This window comes from Streptomyces sp. NPDC060198, assembly GCF_042728415.1.
Taxonomy (GTDB): domain Bacteria; phylum Actinomycetota; class Actinomycetes; order Streptomycetales; family Streptomycetaceae; genus Streptomyces.
Window position 1 is genome coordinate 17,199 of sequence record NZ_JBHWZJ010000002.1, and the last position, 19,797, is coordinate 36,995.

Here is a 19,797-nt window from a genome sequence, read left to right on the forward strand (position 1 = left end):
GACCTTCCGGGGCGCGGGTGCTTCAAGTGGCACGGAGTAGTCCCAGCCTACGTGTTGACGGTGTCAATCGGTATGTTCGTTGTGCTGGATGCTCACCACGCGCGGTCGGCTACCGGCGCTCGGGGAACACCTGGGCGCTGTCCCGCTGCTTGCGCGCCTCCGGGGCAGGTGCCTGCGAGTGCCCGGCGAGCTCGTTCAGTTTCATGTGCAGCGCGTCCTGGGCGGCGTAGTCCCCGCGGGAGGCTGCAGCGCGCAGGTCGTCCCAGGCGGTCAGGACGGGACGGCGTACGGACTCCGGGAAGCGACCGAGCTCGGCGTCGTGGGCGGCGAGCATGGACCGCCAGGTGGTCGTGTCGAGCAGCCGCCACAGGCTGCGGGCGTGCTCCGTCGCTGCCCGCATCGCCGGCAGATCCAGCCGCTCGCGTGCCGCGTCCAGAGCGCGCCGGGCATCGGCCAGTTCTTCGGCCGGCGTGCCGAGGCGCAGCTCCCGGCCCCGGCGTGCGGCGATGGACGCATTGGCCGACCAGCCGCGGGCGTCCCGGCACGTCTCCACCGTGTCGCGAGCCTCGTCGAGGAGTCCGTCGAGGGACCGGCCGAGGGGCTCGCCGCGCACGATCGCGGTGAGCTGCTCTGTCAGTTCGGTGAAGACGCCGTGCTCTGCTGCCGTCAGCCCGTCGCCAAAATGGGCGTCATGGGTACGGATCACGTCGAGGAGCCGAGAGGCGTCGCGGCCGATGCCATCGGCGACTGCGCTGCGACGCAGCCGCGCGCCCAGCTCCTCGCCGTCGCCGATGCGGTAGGCGAGGTTCACGGTGCGGTTCTCGTCCAGTTGTACCCGGAGTGTGAGCCGCTCGACGCTGTCGGTGCTCCTGCCGAAGACATGCGTGTGCTCCCCGCAGAACTCGTTGCGGGCGTGGGACTTCTCGTGCGGTCCTTCGACGATCCGGAAGGTCAGCGCCGTGGTGCCGTCCGGCCTGATCTGAAGGTTCTCGATGTTCTGCCAGTCGGTCGGATACTGCGTTCCGGCGGTGAAGAGGACCGCGACGGTGCCGTCGTCGAGTGCCAGACCCAGGTTCTGGGCGGTGACCTGCTCCGGCTGGTCGGTCTGGAACAGTGCGTCACAAGCCGAACACGCTGTCAGACCGGCGGCGTTGACCATGTGGCACCGGGGACACTTCAGGCCACCGGCGTCCAGCGGCTCGTCGCAGTCCTGGCACACGGTGGCCGAGGCCGAGTTTTCCGGGCAGCCGCAGTGCGGGCATGATGCTCGGGACGCGACGGGGGCAGCCGCCCGCAGTCCGGAAAGGTCGGTGGCGCAGACCGGACAGCTCGTGGTCCCTTCGGCGGCGGGCACGTGGCAGCCGGGGCAGTCGACCGTCGCCGTGCCGAGCAGGGAGGTGCCGCAGTCGGGGCAGGCGCCCTCGGTGAGCGGGATTCCGGTGGTCAGGCACGGCTCGGAGGGGCAGGCGAGAGCGGACGCGAGCCCGGCCTCGATCCCGGCGCCCAGCGCGACGGCGGACATGGGGTCGATTCCGCTGTGCACCTTCCCCTCGCCGAACAGTTCGGCCAGACGGCGGCGGACCAGGGGGATGCGGGTCGAGCCGCCGACGAGCAGGACCTTGTCGATGTCCGCGGTCGTCCTGGACGCGTCGCGCAACACGCCACGGGTGAGCTCCAGCGTGCGGTCGATCTGGGCGCCGATCAGCTCCTCGAAGTCGTCGCGGGTGACCTTTCCCGTCCACGAGCCGCCGTTCTTTCCGAGCGGCGCGAGGATGATCTCCGCTGTGGTGACATCCGAGAGTTCGATCTTGGTGCGTTCGGCGGCGGCGCGGATGCGTGCCGCGTCGCCGGTCCCGGAGAGGTCCCGGTCGACGAGCCGCTTGTCGATGAGCATCCGGCACAGCGCGGAGTCGAAGTCGGCCCCGCCGAGCGACTTGTCCCCGCCGAGCTGGTACACCTGGAAGTATCCCGACCCGATGACCAACAGGGATACGTCGAAGGTACCGCCGCCGAGGTCGTACACGAGCACCGAGCACATGTCGTCTTCATCCTCGACGAGGCGCTCCACCCCGAAGGCGTGGGCTGCCGCGGTGGGTTCGGGCAGGATCCGTGCGACGGTGAAGCCCGCAAGCTCCCCGGCTTCCCGCACCGCTGCGTACTGCGGTTCCGTGAAGTACGCCGGGACGGTGATCACGGCGCGTGGGAAGGGCTCGCCGGCGATGTTCTCGGCGTCCGTGCGCAGCCGTCGCAGCAGGATCGCCGAGATCTGCACGGGCGTCAGCCAGTGGGCGCCGAGCTGGATCTCGATCCCGCCGTCCATGGACTTCCGTACCGGCGGTGCGTCCGCAGGACGCTCGTCGAGCAGTCGCTGAACGTCGGCATCGGCATGTCGGCGACCGATAAGCCGCTTCACCTCGGTGATCACGGAGCCGGGGAGATGGTCGCGCACGCCGAGTGCCTCGCTGCCCACCAGGAGGGATCCGTCGGCGCCGGTACCGACGGCGGACACCGTGGCCTGCTCGCCGTGGCGGTTGGGGAGGACCACCGGCGAGCCGCCGTCCATCCAGACGGTGACCGAGTTGGTGGTGCCGAGATCGATTCCGAGTGTGCGGTACGGCATGACGTGACCTTCGGGTGGCAGGGACGGGAAGGGGGGTGCGGAGCGGGTTCAACGGCGATGCTTGGAAGCCTTGCGAGGCAGCGGATGCCGGCGCCGGGCGCGGCTGGTGCGGCGTGGCTGGTTCCGGCGCTCCCGCGTGGCTTCGTCGTCGGAGGTCCTGACGGGTGCCTCCTGCTCGGCGGGCCCGGGCCCGGCCACGGCCAGGACGACATCGGCACGGCGCAGGAGGTCGGTGCCGTGCCGGAAGCCGGTGACGGTCTCCCGCAGGACGGTTCCCTCGGGGGCGGTCGGATGCGGTTCGACGCCCGTCGCCCGTGTCTCCACCGGGTCGGGGATCTTCCCGACGAGGTCCATCGGATGGACCCCGTGGCGGGCGAGTTCGGCCCGGAGCATCCGGTGGGCGGCGTCCGTCTGCTGTTGCACGGCGGCTGCGATCTGTCCGGTCCGGCCTGCTCCGGGGCGGCCGAGCTGCTCGGACCGGTGCGCCGTGTCGGCCAGGAGATCGTCGAGCGGCAGCAACGCGGCGAGAAGGTCGGTCAAACGGGCCGCGGTCTCCTCGCGTTTGCGGGAGAGAGCTGCGACGCGGACACGCAGCTTGCGCAGCTCGTCATCGGGGCCGGGCGGAGGGGTGGTCACTTGGGTGCGGGACCTTTCGGAGCGGCGGACGCCGGGAGCGGAGGAGTGAGCAGTTCGCTGACGAGGGCATCGCCCGGGGTGCGGGCCGCGTCGTGAGCGGCCTTCAGGGCGCGCTCGCGGTCCTTGTCCCGTGCGCGGCGGGCCCGGGAGACCGCCACGCCCGCCGCCTTCGCGAGGTCTCCCTGGCTAATGCCCGGCGGGGCGTACGGGAGGAGCTCGAACACGGTGGGGCCGAACGAGGGCATCGGTGTGCGGGGGCGCGCGGTCACAGGGTCTCCTGGATGTACGGCGGGTCGTCCGAATCCGATGCTCCAGGTGAGTCGAAGAGCCCGGGAAACATCATCGGGCCGAGCGGGAGGGAGGTCTGCCTGCCGGTCTCCAACCCAAGTGCGGAAGCTGCGCGTTCGTCGCGTACGGCACCGGCGTGCTCGCCGTCGGCGCGGCGGGCGCGGGCGCGCCGGTGGTATGCGACGGCGAGGAGCTGGTCGTACGTTGAGCAGCGGCCCGGGGTGATCAGCAGCCCGACCTGGAGGGCGATCAGTTCGGACCAGCGTCCGGTATCGACCAGGTCCCCGGCGAATGGCACGACGATCTCCAGTGCCTGCCGCTCCGCTTCGGCCCCGGTGAGCTGCGCGAAGGACGCTGAGGCGGAGAGCAGTAGGGGCACCTGCCGCGTGTAGTCGCCGGACAGTGCTCCGAGCTGCCTGACGGCCGTGTCGCGCAGGAGGAGCGCGACGTCACCGTCGTCGGCCTGATCTCCCCGCTGGTTCTCGAAGGGGCGGACCTCCCGCAGTTGCCGCAAGATTCGACGAGCCTCGCTCCTTTTCCCGTCGAGCGCTCTCCGCACGGTCCGTTCGATCATCCGGTCGTGGTACCAGGAGTACACCTCGTGCAGATTCTCGGCCGGGCTCCCCGCACGGAACCCGCGGTGCAGAAGTTTCCCGACACGTTGCAGGCCGGGCTGTTTGCCCGGCCTGTCTCCTGTGACGACGGAAGCGATGTCGTCGAGATCCAGCGCGTCCAACGCGTCCTGTGCCACCGGATCGTCGGGGCGTACGCACAGCGCCCGCTGGAAGCGGGCACGGCCCTGATTCCTGTCCTTCTTCCTCAGTGCTTCGGTGCCGCGCCGGACCAGGGCGGCTGCCAGCTCCTTGGCGAGGTCGGTGTCATCGGGAGCGAGCGCGTGCGCGGACTCCAGCCAGACGATGCGCTGGACGAGCGTGGCCCGCTGATAGCCGTTGCCGTTCCGGCCGGCGCTCAGTCCGGCTTTCCGGGCCATCTCGTGGTGGCTTCGGTCGAGCACGAGGCCGAGGCGGGCGGCCGAGGTGAGGTCGGCGAGGGTGTTCTGCCAGTCGTCCTTCGTGAACCGGTCGTGGGCTCTGGCGGCCAATGCTCCGGCGAGGTGGGGCGCGCAGGCCCGGTGGGTGTCGGAGTCGGCCTGCCAGGTGGCGGGTTCGCCGTGACGGCGGGTGTACGCGGTCAGCAGGGCGCGGTGTTCACCGAACTCGTCCAAGTACTCAGCGGCCATATGTACGGTGACGGGTGAACCGTGTACGGGCCGGCCGCCGAACAGCAAGCCCAGGCACGGGGGAGCGGTGGCGGAGGTGGGTGGTTGCCAGGTGTCGACGTCGCACCGGCAGCCCAGACCGCCGAACCAGTCCTCGTCCCAGAGGCCGTACTGTTCGTTGTCGCACTGGCCGAAGCGTTCTTCGGTCCGGAGATAGGCGAGCTTGCCGCGCACGAGCTCGCCGCCGTATTCGTTCACCTCGACGTTCCATGCGGTGTCCCAGCCGACTAGGACGTCATGGCCGTGTTGTTCGTCGGCAGAGCGGAGCGCCGTACGGATCCTGGCTGTCAGGGTGGCGCACGCGGAACGCCACTCTTCTGCACTGAGGGACGATCCTCGCCGGGCGGTCACCATGTCTTCGAAGCAGAGCGGATCCCCGTCGTCGAGCAGCAGGTGCCAGACGGCGATGACGAAGACCGCATGAGCCGGGTCAACCTTCTCGCTCCGGGCGAGCGACCTCAGCGCGCCGACTGCCAGAGCGTGTACCACCGCCGTGCGGCGGTTCCCGGACGGGTCGGGGATGGCGTCGAGCACCTCGCCGAGCGCGCCTTGGCGGGCCGCTTGCCACACCAGGCGCCACAACGCGTGTGCCGGGCAGCAGAGGCAGGGCGTTTCGCCGGACGTGGCGTCCGGAGCGTCCAGTACGGTGCGGACGTCGCAGTCGCAGCCTTGGTCGCAGGGCTGGTCCTCGCCGCTCGTGGGTGGAGTGGTGCCGAACACCGCAAGCCAGCGCTGGACCGCCTCGGGCCAGTTGCCGGCGCGTTCGGCCAGGAGGGCGCGCAGTGCGTCGTAGGAGGCCCGGTCCTCCACGGTGAGGTCGGGAAGGTCTGTGGAGATCCGGTCCATCAGGTTGAGCGTGCGCGCGAAATCACCCGTGCCGTAGGCGTCTTCGGCCTGACGAAGTATGCGGGTGGTGTCGGTGGTGTTCAAGCAGGTCCCCCATGTGCACGTGGTGCGCGGTTGACCTTATGTGTTGTCTGTTGGCTCGGTCAACGGATCGTCAGATACCGGACAGTGTGGCCAGTTCCGCCCGTTCTGGCGTGCCGCCCGGTGGGTGTGGGGCGATCTCCCAGTGGTCGGCGAGGAGGGTGACGAGGGCCAGGTCGGGCCACGGCCGCCGGTGGCGAGGTCGGGGTCCTCGGCGGCGGTTCAGGGGGAGGTGGTCGCCACGTGCGTCGGAGACCTCGATCGGGAGGCTGCAGGGTTGGGGCAACAGGGTGTAGATCCACGTAAGGGCTCCAAGGGCGTTATGTGTCCTGCGTTCTCTGTCGGTAGCGACGGGTGGGGCAAACTCGTGGGGTGGGCGTCGGAGCGCTGAGACGCCGATGGGTGCCGTTCGCCTTCACAGCAACGGCACTCCTCGCGTTGTCCGGACGTCAGTCGCCCTGGCGGGCCGGGTGGCGCGGACCCTGCCCCGGGGGCGGGGTGAGCGTGGACCGGTAGGCGCCGGAGCCGCTCTCGTCGAGCGGGGTCTCCAGGGTGAGGCCGGCGGCGGCCATGCGGTCGTACTCGGCAAGGATCAGGTCCTTGGTGCGGTAGGTGCCATAAGCCGCTTCGTCCTTGCGCTTCACGATGGGGAAGGTGTCGAGGATGTACGACACATCGTCGCGAGTGATGTCGTAGAGGTGGAAGAAGAGGGCATCGAGTTCGGCACGGATGAGAGTGCGGCGGGCATCATCCCAGCGGAAGGGGGTGCCGGTGTCTCCAAGGTCACGGGCGAAGTGGGTCATATCGTGGGCGGTGTAGGTGAGTTCGAGAACACGGGGAGCAACGAAGGCGACCAATGGGGTAATTCTGGACGGCGCGGGGACGGGGATCTGCTGGGACGTTCCCTGGGGGATGCTTGGTTGGGTAAGGCTGTTGCGCAGCGCAAAGTCGTACGCGAAAGAGTTGTACGCAGCTGACAGGAGCGTCAGCGATTCAGCATCGGGGCCAGCTGAGATGATCCATCCGTAGGAAGCCGGGCCCCAGGGAATCAGTGCTGCGATCTGGGTGCGGTCGTCGGTGCTCCGGGCCACACGGCGGTGCCCCAGTAGGGCAGAGGTGCACGTGAAATGCCTGCGGCCCAGGCGGACGTTAGCATCCGCGGGAGTGACCCAATACTGAGGCTGTACCACGAAGTCCGGGTCGCCCAGTTCGGTGTTGGACACTTCCTCCTTGCCGATCGAGTCAGCGAAGCGGTGACTGAACTGATGCCCCATGCGCCCTTCGTACAGCGGCAGGAGTCGGTCTTCCCCACGCACCAGCACGTTCCCGTCCAGGTGCCAGCCATCCGAGAGCATCGACTCGAGCGTCTCGCCATTGGCGGCCGAGGGCCGGAAGAGGTGGGAGTCGTGGGACATGTTGAACAGGCCCTGCATGAATGACACGCCCCAGGGGTTTCCGTTCGTCCTGTCCGACTCCTTGAGGAGGACCGGAACCCGGCGGTAGATGCCGAGGGTGATCTCGGCGTCGCGGCGGGAGCGGAAGACGGGGCAGGTGCCCGTGTTGGGGTTGAGGAGGGTGATTTCCTCGGGGCTGAGGGTGAAGACTTTGTCGGGGGCCTCCAGCTCCGCCGGGTCATGGACGAAGAAGGCGAATCGGGCGGATGGTTCACGCAGGGAGCGGCCTGCGAGGGACAGCAGGCAGAATTTCATGCGAGAGTCCACCGCCGGGAAGAGACCGCTTCGGTTCTCGAAGTCGAACAGCGCCGCCAGTGACCCCGCCGACACCAGGTCCTTGAAGAAGTACTGCGTCCGCGCGTCCGTCGCGATACCCGTCGGCACGATGACACCGGTGCGCCCTCGATCACCGGTCAGGATGCGGTCGGCCTCAGCGAACAGTGCGTACAGGTTCAGGTTGCCCTGCCCTGCGAGGGGATAGCGGCGAGAGTTGCGCAGGAAGTGGCTCGCACCCAGCACTGTGCGCTTTGCCGCCTCATGCTCGTTGTATAGATCCACCGTGTCCGGATCGTCCTTGAGCTCCTCGATCTTCTTCTTCCGCGCGGCCGTATTGTTCGTGGCTGCGATCTCCGGCGCCCGCACCGCGAAGAACTCGACCTCCGGAAGATTCACGCTGTCCCACGGCGGATTCCCCACCACCGCGTCGAACCCGCCGGCCCACCCCGTCGCCGGATCGACGCCCGCCCCCGACTCCGGGACGGCGAACACCTCCGGGAACTCCAGGTGCCAGTGGAAGAACCGGTACCGCTCGCTCAGTGCGAGCACCTCCGTCAGCGTCGCGTCGTTCACCGCCGCCGTGTCGCCGGCGAGCAGGCCCCGAACGACGTCGTGCGTCGGCGCCTCCGGCGCTCCCGGCCACTTCGGCCAGACGAAGGCGGCACACCACGCGTCTGCCGTTTCACGGTCGCGCGTGTACGCGGCGGAGGTCACGTAATCCTCGTACGCCGCCTGCTGGGCGTGGACCTCGACGAGGTCCTCGGACGGAGCGTTGGTGATGCGGCTGAGCTGAGCCGCGAGACGTGCGTTGCTGGGGACCGTGACCTCGGACTCGGCGAACAGGTCGCCTTGGCCGCCGCGTTGCGCCTTGTTGCGCTTCTTGAGCGCGGCCGCGTACTTCTTGTCGTCGCCTTCGATCGCGTCGAACGCTTCGTCGGGTACTCCGCCCGCGAGGAGTGACGGCGTCGTGCCGAGCAGTGCGTTGCCGTACCGGACATGCGCGTCCAGGAACCCGAGTGCCTTTCCCGGCTCCATCGCCTCCAGCCACAGCGACACCTTCGCCAGTTCCACCGCCATGGGATTAAGGTCGACGCCGTAGATGCACCGCGCCACGACCTCCCGCAGCGCGTGCCGTACCGCGTCCACGGTCGGCTCCGGATTGCGCTCGCGCACCGCCGCGACCCGCTTCGCGATCCGTCGTGCCGAGGCGACCAGGAAGTGCCCGGAACCGCACGCCGGGTCGCACACCGTCAGGCCGAGCAGCTCCGCGACGATGTCGTCCGTCGGATCGTGATGCCCGCCCGCCGAGGCGCGCTGCTCGCCGCGCTTGACCGCGTCGTCTATGACCGGATCGAGGGTGGTGTCGAGGAGGCACTCGATCAGCGACGAGGGGGTGTAGTAGCTGCCTGTCGTCTTCCGGCTGTTGCCCGCCACTTCGACCAGCTCGAACGACCGGTCCGTCGCCGAGTGCTTCGGCTCCAGTTCGAGCAGCGACTCGTACACCGAGCCGAGCTCCTCCGCGTCCAGGTGCCGGTAGTCGACGGCGCGCCAGCGCCGCGCCCCCGGGTCATGGACCTGAGCCAGGTACCCGACGGCCTTGAGCAGCGACTCGTTGGAGAGCTTCAGCCCGTCCAGCGGCTTGTCCGCCTCCGTGCGCGAGAACAGTCCGCCGAGACCGGGCAGGCCCAGCTCGGGCCGGCCGCCTTCCGCGCCGAGCGAGTCGAGGACCAGGCGCAGCGCCTCGTACTGGTCACCGTGCGCGGTGCCCTGGCGCCGCCGGGCCCGCCGACGCAGCCGGTCCGAGGAGAAGTACCGGGTGTACGCGGCCCGCGCCCCCTTGTCCGCTGCCGGGTCGAGGAGCGCGTCCCGGTCCTCGGCGACGAAGACGAAGAGGAGCCGGTAGACGAGCCGGAGGAGCGCCGCCTGCAGCGCCTTCGGGTCGGTGTCCTCGCGCAACTGACCGTTGTCCGGATGCCGCAGGAACCCCGTTCCGAGCACGGTCAGCGCCTGCTGAACGCCGAGCCGCAGCTGGTCCAGGGCGCGGGCGCCGGAGGTGACGGCTTCGGTCCGCCACTTCTCCAGCCAACAGCCGGACGGCGCCGCCCCCTCCGCCACCTCGAAACGCGACGCGTGCAGCACGCAGTACAGCAGCACGAACTCGCTGAACAGTTCACCGCCGAAGATCGCCTCCAGGTCGAACTCGACGTACGCGGCCGTCGCGAACGACGACGAGTCGCGAAGCAGCCGCAGCGTTCGACCGTTGGTGAGGACCGCCCACACATGGGCCTCGGTCCGGTTGAGGCAGTCCTGGACGAGGGACTGCGGCGGCACCTGCCCGGCCGCCGGCCGCTTGTCCGGTTCCTGGTTCCAGGGGATCAGGTGGAGCAGCGCGGGCCCGTGCCGGTGCGAGACACGGAACCGTGTCTCCGTGTCGGCGTCGGCGGGGATGCCCTCCGGGCCGATCTCCGTCAGCGCCCCGAAGTCCAGCTTGCGGAAGAGCTGGGAGAGCCAGTCGGAGGAGGCCCGGCCGGTCGGGTCGGCGGCGGGCGCGCCGGTCTTCGGATCGGTGGGCAGCGCGGCACGCAGCTCGCGCCAGAGCGGCTTGAGGTACTCCCAGGCGCGCTCCGCCTCGTCGCGGACGGCGACCGAGCCCGGCAGCCCGTAGTCCGCGGACTTGGTGCCCGGCAGGTTCCGTGCCTCGGCGATGCGCACGAGCATGTCGCCGGGGAGCAGCCCGCCGATGGTGGTGACGGCGGTGAAGACCGGTGCGGTGCGGGTGGCGGCGGACATCAGGCTTCGGCTCCGGTCACGAGAGGGGCGGATACGGCGGCGGGCTGCTGCGGCAGATACACGTACACACCGAGGATGTCGGCGGGCTCCTGCGGGACGACCTTCAGGCCGCGGACGATCTCTGCGCGGTCGCTGGTGTCAGCCTTCCGTACCCGGCGGTGCGAAGCGTCGAGGTCGGCGGCGAGGGCGGCACCGTACTCGGTGATGTGGCCGGTCAGCTCGGGCAGCCCGTCCAGGGTGCGGGTGATCTGGTTGCGGGCCAGCTGCTCGTGGGTGTTCGTGGCGGCCCGTGCCCCGAGGAGCGCCGCTGCCGCGTCGTCGTCGAGCCAGCGGGCCCGGGACGGCAGGCCCTCGAAGGCGAGCAGCCGGGCGTCCTCGGCGACGATCTGCCGCTCCCCGGTGCGGGACGGCAACGTCAGGTGGAAGCGGTAGCGGACCAGGAGCAGGGTGGTGCGGATGGTGACCGCGTCCGTGGTGACGACGCCGCAGCGGCGGGCCGGGCGCGGGCCCGGAGTGTTCGCGTCGAGGGCCGAGTCGAGGACGTACGAGGCGAGGGCGCCCACCGCCGGGTCGGTGCGGACCAGGGCCGCCTCGCCGCGCCCGATCGCCGGGGAGGTGCGGAACGGGATCTCCCGGTCCTCCTCCACGATCCGTCCGCCGAGGACCGCCGCGAGACCGTCGCGCACACCGGCCGGCGTACCGCCGACCTGCGCGGCGAAGTCGCCGGAGCCGTCGCGGGGGACACGGACCTGGGCGTCGAGGTCGCGCAGCGCCTCCAGAACGAAGGCGCGGACCTCCTCGGAGCCGCCGAGCGCGGCCCGTACGGCGGTGACCTCGCGGGCCACCTCCTCCGGGTGGATGGCGCGCTGCGCGTACTTCGAGCGGGAGGTCCGCTCGCGTTCGGCGGCCGAGTTCCACTCCCGTTCCATCCGGTCCAGGGACTCCTGGTGGCCGTCGAGGTCGAAGAGCCCTTCCTGGGTACCCTGCCTGCCGTGCAGGAGCAGCCATTCGACCACCGCGTCGGTAACGCCCGAGGCCGTCTCGTCCGGGACGGATACCGAGATGCCGAGGTCCTTCTTGATCTGGCGGTGCTTGGCGAAGAGGACTTCGAGGACCTTGCCGTCGATGCCGTTGTCCTCGCCGAACATGGTGATCACACGGACCTGGTCGCGCTTCTGTCCGTACCGGTCGACGCGGCCCTCCCGCTGGTCGTGCCGGGTCGGGTTCCACGCCAGGTCGTAGTGGATCACCGCGTCGAAAGCGTGCTGGAGGTTGACGCCCTCGGAGAGGCAGTCGGTGGCGATCAGGACCCGGCGGACGGCCGGGTCGTCGGCGTCCTCGGCGGCCAGCTGCTCGATGCGCTCCAGGCGCTGCTGCGGGGAGAGCGTGCCGGTGACGGCGGCGATCCGCGTCTTCGCCCCCAGCTTCTTCTCCAGGTTCGTCGCCAGATACTCGGCGGTGGGGATGTAGCGGCAGAAGACGATCGGGCTGTAGCCGTCCGCGATCAACGACTTGAGATGCGCGGTCAGTGCCTTGAGTTTGGCGTCGGACGCCGGACCGTACAACTCGGCAGCACGTGCGGCGAGTTCACGCAGGCGCGGATCGCCCTGCTCGCTCTCCGCCGCGCCCGGCGCGACGTCCATGCCCTCGAGCCGGTCACTGTCCGAGGAATCACGGGTCAGCGGGGCGCCGAGTGCGTCCGCCTCGACGGCGGTCCGGGCGGCGGCGGACTCCGAGCGGGTCTCCAGGGTGCGGGCCGCGGCAGCGGGCGAGGACACCATCGACCGGAGCAGCGCGATCACCGACCACCAGGCGATCCGGGCCTCCCGCTTTCCCTGGCGACCAGCGGTCTCCACCCGGTCCGCGGCGTAGGCGATCGCGTCGTCGAGCAGAGCCCGGTAGGCGGGGGCCAGCTTGTACGGCTCGTCCTTGGTCCACCGGTCGGAAGGGAACGCGGTCCGCTCGACCAGGGAGTCGTCGGTGAGACCGTCCTCCTTGGTGAGATACTCGCGCACATCGGCGCGCTTACGGGCGACGAAGTGCTCGGCGAGACGGGCCCGGCCCGCCGGACTCTCCAGATCGACCGTGGCCAGCTCCGGCCGGACGAGACCGAGCAGATTGCGGAACGCGGACTCCTTGCCGGAGTGCGGGGTGGCCGTGAGCAGCAGCAGATGCCGGTCCTCGTCCGCGGCGACGCGGCGCAGTAGTTCGTAGCGGAGCTGGTTGGTGGACGAGGAGGCCGGGCCCTGCGCGTCGTCGGCCGCGACGCACGTGTGCGCCTCGTCCACCACCACCAGGTCCGGACAGTGTCGTACGAAGTCCTCGCGGTGCCGGGTCGACTTGATGAAGTCCGTCGAGATGATCGTGAACGGGTGCCGGTCGAAGAGCGACTGCCCCAGCTCCAGGCCGCGTTCCAGACGCGACACGGTGGAGGCGAGGACCAGTTCGGCGTCGATACCGAACTTTTCCCGCAGCTCCCCCTGCCACTGCTCGGCGAGCGAGGGGGAGCAGAGCACCGCGAGGCGGCTCGCCTCGCCCTGCGCGAGGAGCTCCTTGACGATCAGGCCGGCCTCGACGGTCTTGCCGATGCCGACGTCGTCCGAGATCAGCAACCGTACGGTGCGCTGCCGCAGCGCCATGAGCAGCGGCACCAGCTGGTAGGCGCGCGGCTCCACGGCGATCGACGCCAGCGCGCGGAAGGGCCCGGCCCCGGAACGGAAACCGATCCGCAGCGCGGTCCGCAGCAGGCCGGCTGCCCGCTGGTCACCCAGGTCGGACGGGCTCGGCGCCGTGAACTGGGCGGGCCGCACCTCCTCGAAGGCGGGAAAGACCGCCGCGACGTCGTCCTCGCCACCGCCCAGCGGGCGCAGCACCAGCATGCCGGAGGCGCTCTCGGGGAGCACCACCCATTCCCGGCCGCGGGCATTCACCAGCGAACCGGCCGTATACGTCGGGCTCATGGGTCTCTCGGTTCCTTCGGGGGCTGCGGGGTGGAGTGGTCGGGAGGGGACCTGGGGGGTGAGCGTAAGGATCGACGGAGAGATGGAAACGGTCAACGGGTGTGGAAATAGGTCGCGTTGCCATCCGCGACGGCGTCCCAGTCGGATCCGGCCCGGAAACGCAGCACGTCCCAGCCGGCCTCCTCCAGGCGGTAGCCGGCCTCGCGGTCCCGGGTGGAATCGGCGCCGTGGTCGGGAAGGTCGACGAAGACCGCGAGATGGGCTCCGTCCATACGGAACACCAGATCCGGCTTGGCGGCGGCTTCCGGAACCAGGACGTCGACCTCGTCCGGCAGCCGGTAGCCCTTGACCTTCAGCCATCCGAGGAGATCACCCGAGGCGATCAAGGCTTGGAGGTCGGCCTCCAGTGGAGTGGGCGCGGCGGGGCCATCGCCGCCGCCGTTATGAGCGGGGCCGCCGGACCCGGTCGCGGCGGGTGCCGCCAGCCGGTGGAACTGCTCGCTCCGGGATTCGCCCCGATCCTCGCGTTCGGTCTGCGAGTTCGCGAGGCGCAGCAGCAGCGGGCGGGCCGCGTGACGGCTCAGCAGGCGGTGGTGGGTCTGGTTGCCGTACGTCAGGAGACAGGCGTAGCAGCCGCGGGCGCACTCCTCACCGCCTTCGGGACCGCCCAGGTCCGCGCCGGTGTCCGGGTCGAAGTGGCAGATCTGCAGGGCGGCGCGGGCCGCCTTCGCCAGAGCCCCTCGCTCCTGCCGCAGCCGGCGCAGCACACCGGCTCCGCCCTCCGCCGCCTCGGTGAAGAGCAGTCGGCGGCGCGGTCCCTCGGGCGGCGGCAGGAGTTCGGCCGTCAGCTCGGAGTCCTCCAGCTCGAAGGCCGCCTCGATGCCCCGCTCCAGGGCGTACAGGACGGAGAACGCGATCTCCTCCGGCAGCGGCTCGTCGAGCGTCGCCACCAGGATGTTGCGCCGGTCCTCCACGTAAGGCAGGACACGCCTCTTGCGGCGCTTCTCGTTGCCGTCCTCGTCGACCACCGGCATCCCGGTGCCCTCCACGGCGTCCGCCGCGGCCCGGTCGTTGAGCCAACGACCGTCGCCCAGGTCCAGCCAGTAGCCGTCCTGCACGTCCTCCTTGTCGCGGACCCTGCCCAGGTTGGTGATCCGGACCGTGGCCGAGTCGCCGTAATCCAGAGACAGGACAGCCGCGCCCTCACCATCCGTCACCTGTGACGTGAGGCGGCCCTTGCGGACCCCGTGGTCCTGGAAGGCGTACGAGGTCTCAAGGCGGAATCCGGCCCGGCGCCGCTCCTCCTCGTCCGAGGAGATCCGCTCGCGGGGGGTGGTGTACACGGTGTGGAGGTGGATCAGGCCGGTGCGCTTCCCGGTCAGCTCCGTCTTGCACATCGCGCAGCGGTCGAGGCCGGGACGGACCGGGTGGTGGTAACCGCAGGAATCGCAGCGGCGTGCCTCGGCCGTCGCCAGATCGCCGGTGGCGTCGGGCGGCAACTGGATCCGGGTGACCTGGTAGCGGGCGCCCTCGTGGTAGATCAGTGCACCCGGACCGAACTCGCGGATCGCCAGGAACCGCGGTCGCTGCAGATAGTCGCCGTCGGCGTTGCGCCGGTTGCCCGAACGCGGGATGTACGCGGCCAGCGGCAGGCGCGGAAAGCTGTAGCCGGGGAGGAAGCCCTCGGAGGCCAGATAGCGGTAGGGGTTGAAGTCGCTCATCACCGACTTGCTGTCGGTGGAGCGGTTGAGCAGCAGGTTGGTCTGCGTCTCGGCCTCCCGGCGGCGGGTGCGGGCACGGCCCTGCTCGCCCTGGCTGAGTGTGTGGTCCACCACCCGCTTGTTCTGCTCGTACTGGTCAAGGACGGCGGCCCGGAACAGGTCACGCCACCGGTCGAAGGACGCGTCGAACTTGTCCGGAGCCCGCTCGATACGGTCTTCGATCCACTCGTCGTACCACCAGGTCGTGTCCTGGAAGTCCGAGATCAGCGGTGCGAGCACGGTGTGCGCGGCCGCGACCGCGCGTCGCCGGGCCTCCTCGTCGAGCGACCGGTCACGGATGTGCGTGTGCAGCGGCAGCACCATCCGAGGATCGGGCCGGTCCCCGCTCTTCGGGTCGTAGGCCACATCGACGACGTCCGGGACGGCTGTGCCGAGCTTCATGCCGGTCTCCGCCAGCCAGATGCCCTGTACGTGCGAGCGGACCAGGTCCTCGTTGGCGAGATCGAGGCGGGGTGGGGCGACCTGGCCGGAGACCATCGCCTCCGAGCGACGGAAGTAGTACTGGTCGTGGCTGTTGCCCGTCGCGCAGTAGGTGGTCACCAGGGCGGGCTGTCCCGAACGGCCCGCACGGCCGGAACGCTGGGCGTAGTTGGCCGGGGTCGGCGGCACGTTACGCATCATCACCGCGTTGAGCGAGGAGATATCGACGCCGAGCTCCATGGTCGGCGAGCAGTAGAGCAGTGGCAGTTCGGCCGTGCGGAATTGCTCCTCGCGCTGCAGTCGGTCCTCCGGCGGCACCTGCGCGGTGTGCTCGCGGGCGTAGAGACCCGCCAGCTCGGCCGCGGCATCGCGGTACAGATCGCGGAAGAAGGGGTTGACACGCGGCCCCTCGCCGTGACTGTAGGTGCGGGTCAGCGGGTCGATCGCGCCTGTTTCCCCGGAGCCGGCCCGCCACACGATCGCGGCGGCCGACACTCGGTACCCGGTGCGCTTCTCCGTCGCACGGCGGCGGAACGCCGGTCCCGAACGCTCCGGGGCCGCCTCCACCTCCCGTACCAGATCGGCTTTGTGGAGCACGGTGAGCAGGGTCTCGATCACCCTCTGCACGTCGTCCTGGGGGGCCTCGCGCAGTGCGGGCACATTCCGGCGCAGATACTTGCCGAACTTCCCGCGCGGCGAGAGGAACAGGGCGGTGCGCTCCATACCGGGCTTCGAACCGTACGGGTAGGCCGTGCCGACGTTCGGCTTGTCGCTGTCGCTCAGCACCCAGGGGCCGGTCAGCCGCTCCTCGCTGGCGCCCTTCAAAGTGTCGAAGTCGTCCCGGAAGTACTGCACATCGACGGCCAGGCCCCGGCGCAGGAAATCCAGGAGGGTGCGGGCGATCTCGGCACGCAGCTCCGCGTCGATCTCGCGGAGCACCGGGTGCGCCGATTCCCAGCGCTCGGCGCGGGCGGCCACCCACTCCAGGTCCTCGTAGTCGATGCGAAGCAGGCCCGTCTGCTCCAGGTTGGGCATGGTGATCCTCCAGCCGCGCTCCAGGTCGCGGTAGAGGCGGTAGCCGACGACGTCCCGGAAGGTCTTCGTCGCCCGGCGCTCCATGGACGGCGGCTGGTCGGCGACACCGGTGTACTCGCGCGGTGCAAGGCCCATCACCTCCGTCACCGCCGCCGTCAAGTCGTCGTGGCGCACACCCTCCTCACCGGAGCGCACGACCGCCGCGTACAGCGCCCCGCGCAACTGGGTGACCTGCGCGAAGTCGTTGAAGTGGCCGGCCTGCAGCGAGGCGTCCTGGCGATTGTCGACGAAGGTGAGGAGCTTGCGGGCCTCCTTGTCCAGGCTCTTCTCCGGCACCGCGCGCAGCGACTTGAGGATGGAGGCCGAGATCAGAGAGGTGGCCGAGGAGCGGCCCTCCTGGTCGAGAGTCGCCAGCTTGGCGAAGTCACGACCACGGGTCTGTTCGTACGACACCTGGCAGTGCAAACAGAACAGGAACGGCGCCGGGACGAACGCCGCCTCAAGTCCCTCGCCGCTCTCCGTGCTTTCCACGCCGAGTGGGTCGACGACGACACGCCTGGGCACCCGCTCCCGGTAGGACTTCTTCACCACCGTCAAGCCGTTCGCGTCCTGCTCCAGCCAGGACTCCGGGATGCGCCGGTCGTCCACGGCTCGCTGCGGATCGGCAGGCCAGACGTAGTCCTCGTCCGGCACCCCGACGTAGAGGCAGCCCTCGCCCTCGCGGCCGCCGGAGGCCGAGGTGCCACGCCGGGGCTCGTAACGGAAGACACCGTCACGGCCCTCGGTGCGCCACACCGTGAGGTACTCCTGGCCGCACTCTCGGCAGAACGACAATGGGTACAGCGGCATGCCGCCGCTGCGCGGCTGCTCCAGCTGGAAGGTGCGGGTCAGCGGGCGGGTGAGCGGGTTCTCCAGGGTCGTGTACACGGTGTCGCCCTTGGAGAGGAACTGGTGCAGGCGGAAGGCGAAGAGGGGCCGCTCGGTCACCGGGTGCTTGGCCTGGGAACCGGCCTCCAGGGTGGCGCGGATCGCCTCCCGGACCCGGTCGGCGGCGACCCCGGAGTCGGTGGACAGTTCCTCGGCGGCCGACTCGATGGTGCGCGGCGCACAGCGGCGCAGCCGCCCGGTATCAGGCTCCTCCTCGAGGCCGAACCGGGACTCCACCCAGCGGGCGAGGGGGTCCCGGGTGAGCGCCTCGTACGCGCGGGGTGCCGCGGGCATCCGCAGCCGCTCGGGGGGAACGGCCGCCGGGGGCTGATCGGTGGCCCGGACCAGCGTCTCGCCGATCACCCGGGTGGGCAGCACCGTGGTGCCGAAGAGCCGGCCCGCGACCCTGGCGACCTCCCGCCGCTGGTCCTCCCAGGTGCCCTCGGTGGACATGGTCGCCGAGGTGCCGATGCACTGCAGCCGCTGCCCCGCACGGCATGCCTCGCGGACCCGGCGGATCAGCAGCGCGACGTCCGCGCCCTGCCGGCCCCGGTAGGTGTGCAGCTCGTCGAAGACGAGGAACTGCAGGCCTTCGGCGTTCCGGATCAGCCCGTCGCGGTCGTCCGGCCGGGTAAGCATCAGCTCCAGCATCACGTAGTTGGTGAGCAGGATGTCCGGCGGATTCCGGCGCAGCTCCTTGCGCCGCTCCTCGTCCTCCTGGCCCGTGTACCGGGCGAATGTGACCGGCTCGTGGCCCTCCCCGAAGCCGTGCCGCAGGTACTTCTCCAACTCCTTGAGCTGGGAATTGGCCAGCGCGTTCATCGGGTAGACGACGATTGCCCGTACCCGTCGCGGAGCCCCCGGAGCGGCCGCGTCCCGCTCCTTCAATACCTGGTTCACGATCGGCACGATGTAGGAGAGCGACTTGCCGGAACCCGTGCCGGTGGTGAGCACGTACGAGTCGCCTTCCTGGGCCGCCTCGATCGCCTCGCGCTGATGGCGGTGGAAGGTGAGCGGCCGCCCGTCCGGACGGCGGGCGTCCTCCTTCTTGCCGGCCTGGAAGATCTCGGCACAGCGCGGATGCAGCAGCCCGTCCCTGACCAGATCGGTGACCTGGCCGCCGTCGGCGAAGAACGGATTCAGCGAGAGCCAGGGGTCGGGCCACTGCGATTTCGAAGCCAGGTCGTCCTCGACGAAGTTCTCGATCCGGGCGTCACGGATGACGGTGGCGCTCCGTGTGAAGCTCTCGTACTCCTTGATCAGATTCTTGTGGATGCCGAAAACGTCCATGGTCTCCGGCAGGCGGGGCGAACGGCGCGGTACCGGGGCCGGCTTCACGGCAGCGAGCTGCGGCAGCTCAGCGCGGAGCCGGGCCACCGGGTCCATCGCCGTCCACTCCGGGGCGAGCAAGTCGACCGTCGGGTCGGGAGCGAGGGCATGCGGGATCAGGGCCTCACGGACCAGGGTGGCGTTCTCCGGCCGGTTCTCCGCCTCCTTCTCCAGGAGACGGGAGACGAGGCGCACCAAAGCCTGTGGCAGATCGGGCCGGACGATGGTCAGTCGCGGCGGCGGGTCGTATTGGTGCTGCACGGACAGCTCGTAGGCGGTCCGCGCGGAGAACGGGGGGCGGCCGATCAACATCTCGTAGAGGACGCAGCCGAGCGCGTACAGATCGGCCGCGGCGGAGACCGGCTCCGCGCGGAACTGCTCGGGCGCCATGTACCGTGCGGTGCCGACGCTCACTCCGGTGCTGGTCAGCCGTGTCTGGTCGGGGTCGTCGACGATCGAGCCCATGCCGAAGTCGAGGATCTTCACGGTGCCGTCGCGGAGCAGCATCGCGTTGGCCGGCTTCAGATCGCGGTGGACGACACCAGCCGTGTGCGCGGCGGCGAGGCCGGATGCGATCTGCGAGCCGATCGCCGCGACCCAGGAGACCGGGAGCTGAGGCTCTTCATCCATGAGCAGGCCCAGAGTGTGGCCGTCGAGCAACTCCATTGCCAGATAGGGGAGACCGCTGGCACCCGGTGCGTCGTCGACTCCGCCTGCGATCAGATGGGTGAGGTTGGGGTGACCTTGGGACAGCATCCGCATGATCTTCACCTCGCGGTGGAAGCGCTGTGTCTCCTTGTTCCCCTCCGCAGTCTCGACCAGCAGGCCGGTGCGGTTGCGCAGCACCGTCTTGAGCGCCACCTCGTACCGGGGCGAAGCGGGGTCTGCTTCCAGGTCCACGGCCCGGTGCACCTCGCCCATGTTCCCTCGGCCCAGGTCACCGGTGATCCGGAAACGTCCACCGACCTGCTCCAGTGCCACTGCTGCTCCCCGTCACTCGCGTCATGGTGGAAGGTATCTACCCGGGGAGCGTACACCAGAAGCGAAGGTAGGGTATGTGAATCTCTGTTGACCT

At 70.0% G+C, this 19,797-nt stretch carries 7 protein-coding genes; all 7 read right to left on the minus strand.

Annotated elements, in window-relative coordinates; translation table 11 throughout:
- Positions 1-109: 109 nt before the first annotated feature.
- The 7 genes from ACFWEP_RS00505 to ACFWEP_RS00535 all read right to left on the minus strand — a co-directional run bounded on the left by ACFWEP_RS00505 (position 110) and on the right by ACFWEP_RS00535 (position 19,703).
- Positions 110-2,620, minus strand: a complete 2,511-nt coding sequence (locus ACFWEP_RS00505; protein ID WP_387363215.1) for an Hsp70 family protein — start codon at positions 2,618-2,620, stop codon at positions 110-112.
- A gap of 48 nt (positions 2,621-2,668) precedes the next feature.
- Positions 2,669-3,256: a nucleotide exchange factor GrpE gene (gene grpE / locus ACFWEP_RS00510; RefSeq protein ID WP_387363218.1), complete on the minus strand. Its 588-nt coding sequence runs from the start codon at positions 3,254-3,256 to the stop codon at positions 2,669-2,671.
- A complete protein-coding gene (locus ACFWEP_RS00515) occupies positions 3,253-3,525 on the minus strand; it encodes a hypothetical protein (protein WP_387363221.1) in 273 nt (90 codons plus the stop codon). Before ACFWEP_RS00515 ends, grpE begins: the two co-directional genes overlap by 4 nt.
- Complete coding sequence (locus ACFWEP_RS00520; protein ID WP_387363224.1) at positions 3,522-5,753, minus strand: hypothetical protein; 2,232 nt, start codon at positions 5,751-5,753, stop codon at positions 3,522-3,524. The genes ACFWEP_RS00515 and ACFWEP_RS00520 overlap by 4 nt, the downstream gene beginning before the upstream one ends.
- 446 nt (positions 5,754-6,199) lie before the next feature.
- On the minus strand, positions 6,200-10,270 hold the full coding sequence (locus ACFWEP_RS00525) for an Eco57I restriction-modification methylase domain-containing protein (protein WP_387363227.1): 4,071 nt from the start codon (positions 10,268-10,270) through the stop codon (positions 6,200-6,202).
- The gene (locus ACFWEP_RS00530; protein ID WP_387363230.1) at positions 10,270-13,230 is read right to left on the minus strand and encodes a DEAD/DEAH box helicase; all 2,961 of its coding nucleotides are present in this window, start codon (positions 13,228-13,230) and stop codon (positions 10,270-10,272) included. The genes ACFWEP_RS00525 and ACFWEP_RS00530 overlap by 1 nt, the downstream gene beginning before the upstream one ends.
- A gap of 92 nt (positions 13,231-13,322) precedes the next feature.
- Positions 13,323-19,703 (minus strand): protein kinase, encoded by a 6,381-nt coding sequence (locus ACFWEP_RS00535; RefSeq protein ID WP_387363233.1) that lies wholly within the window; start codon positions 19,701-19,703, stop codon positions 13,323-13,325.
- Positions 19,704-19,797: the final 94 nt, after the last annotated feature.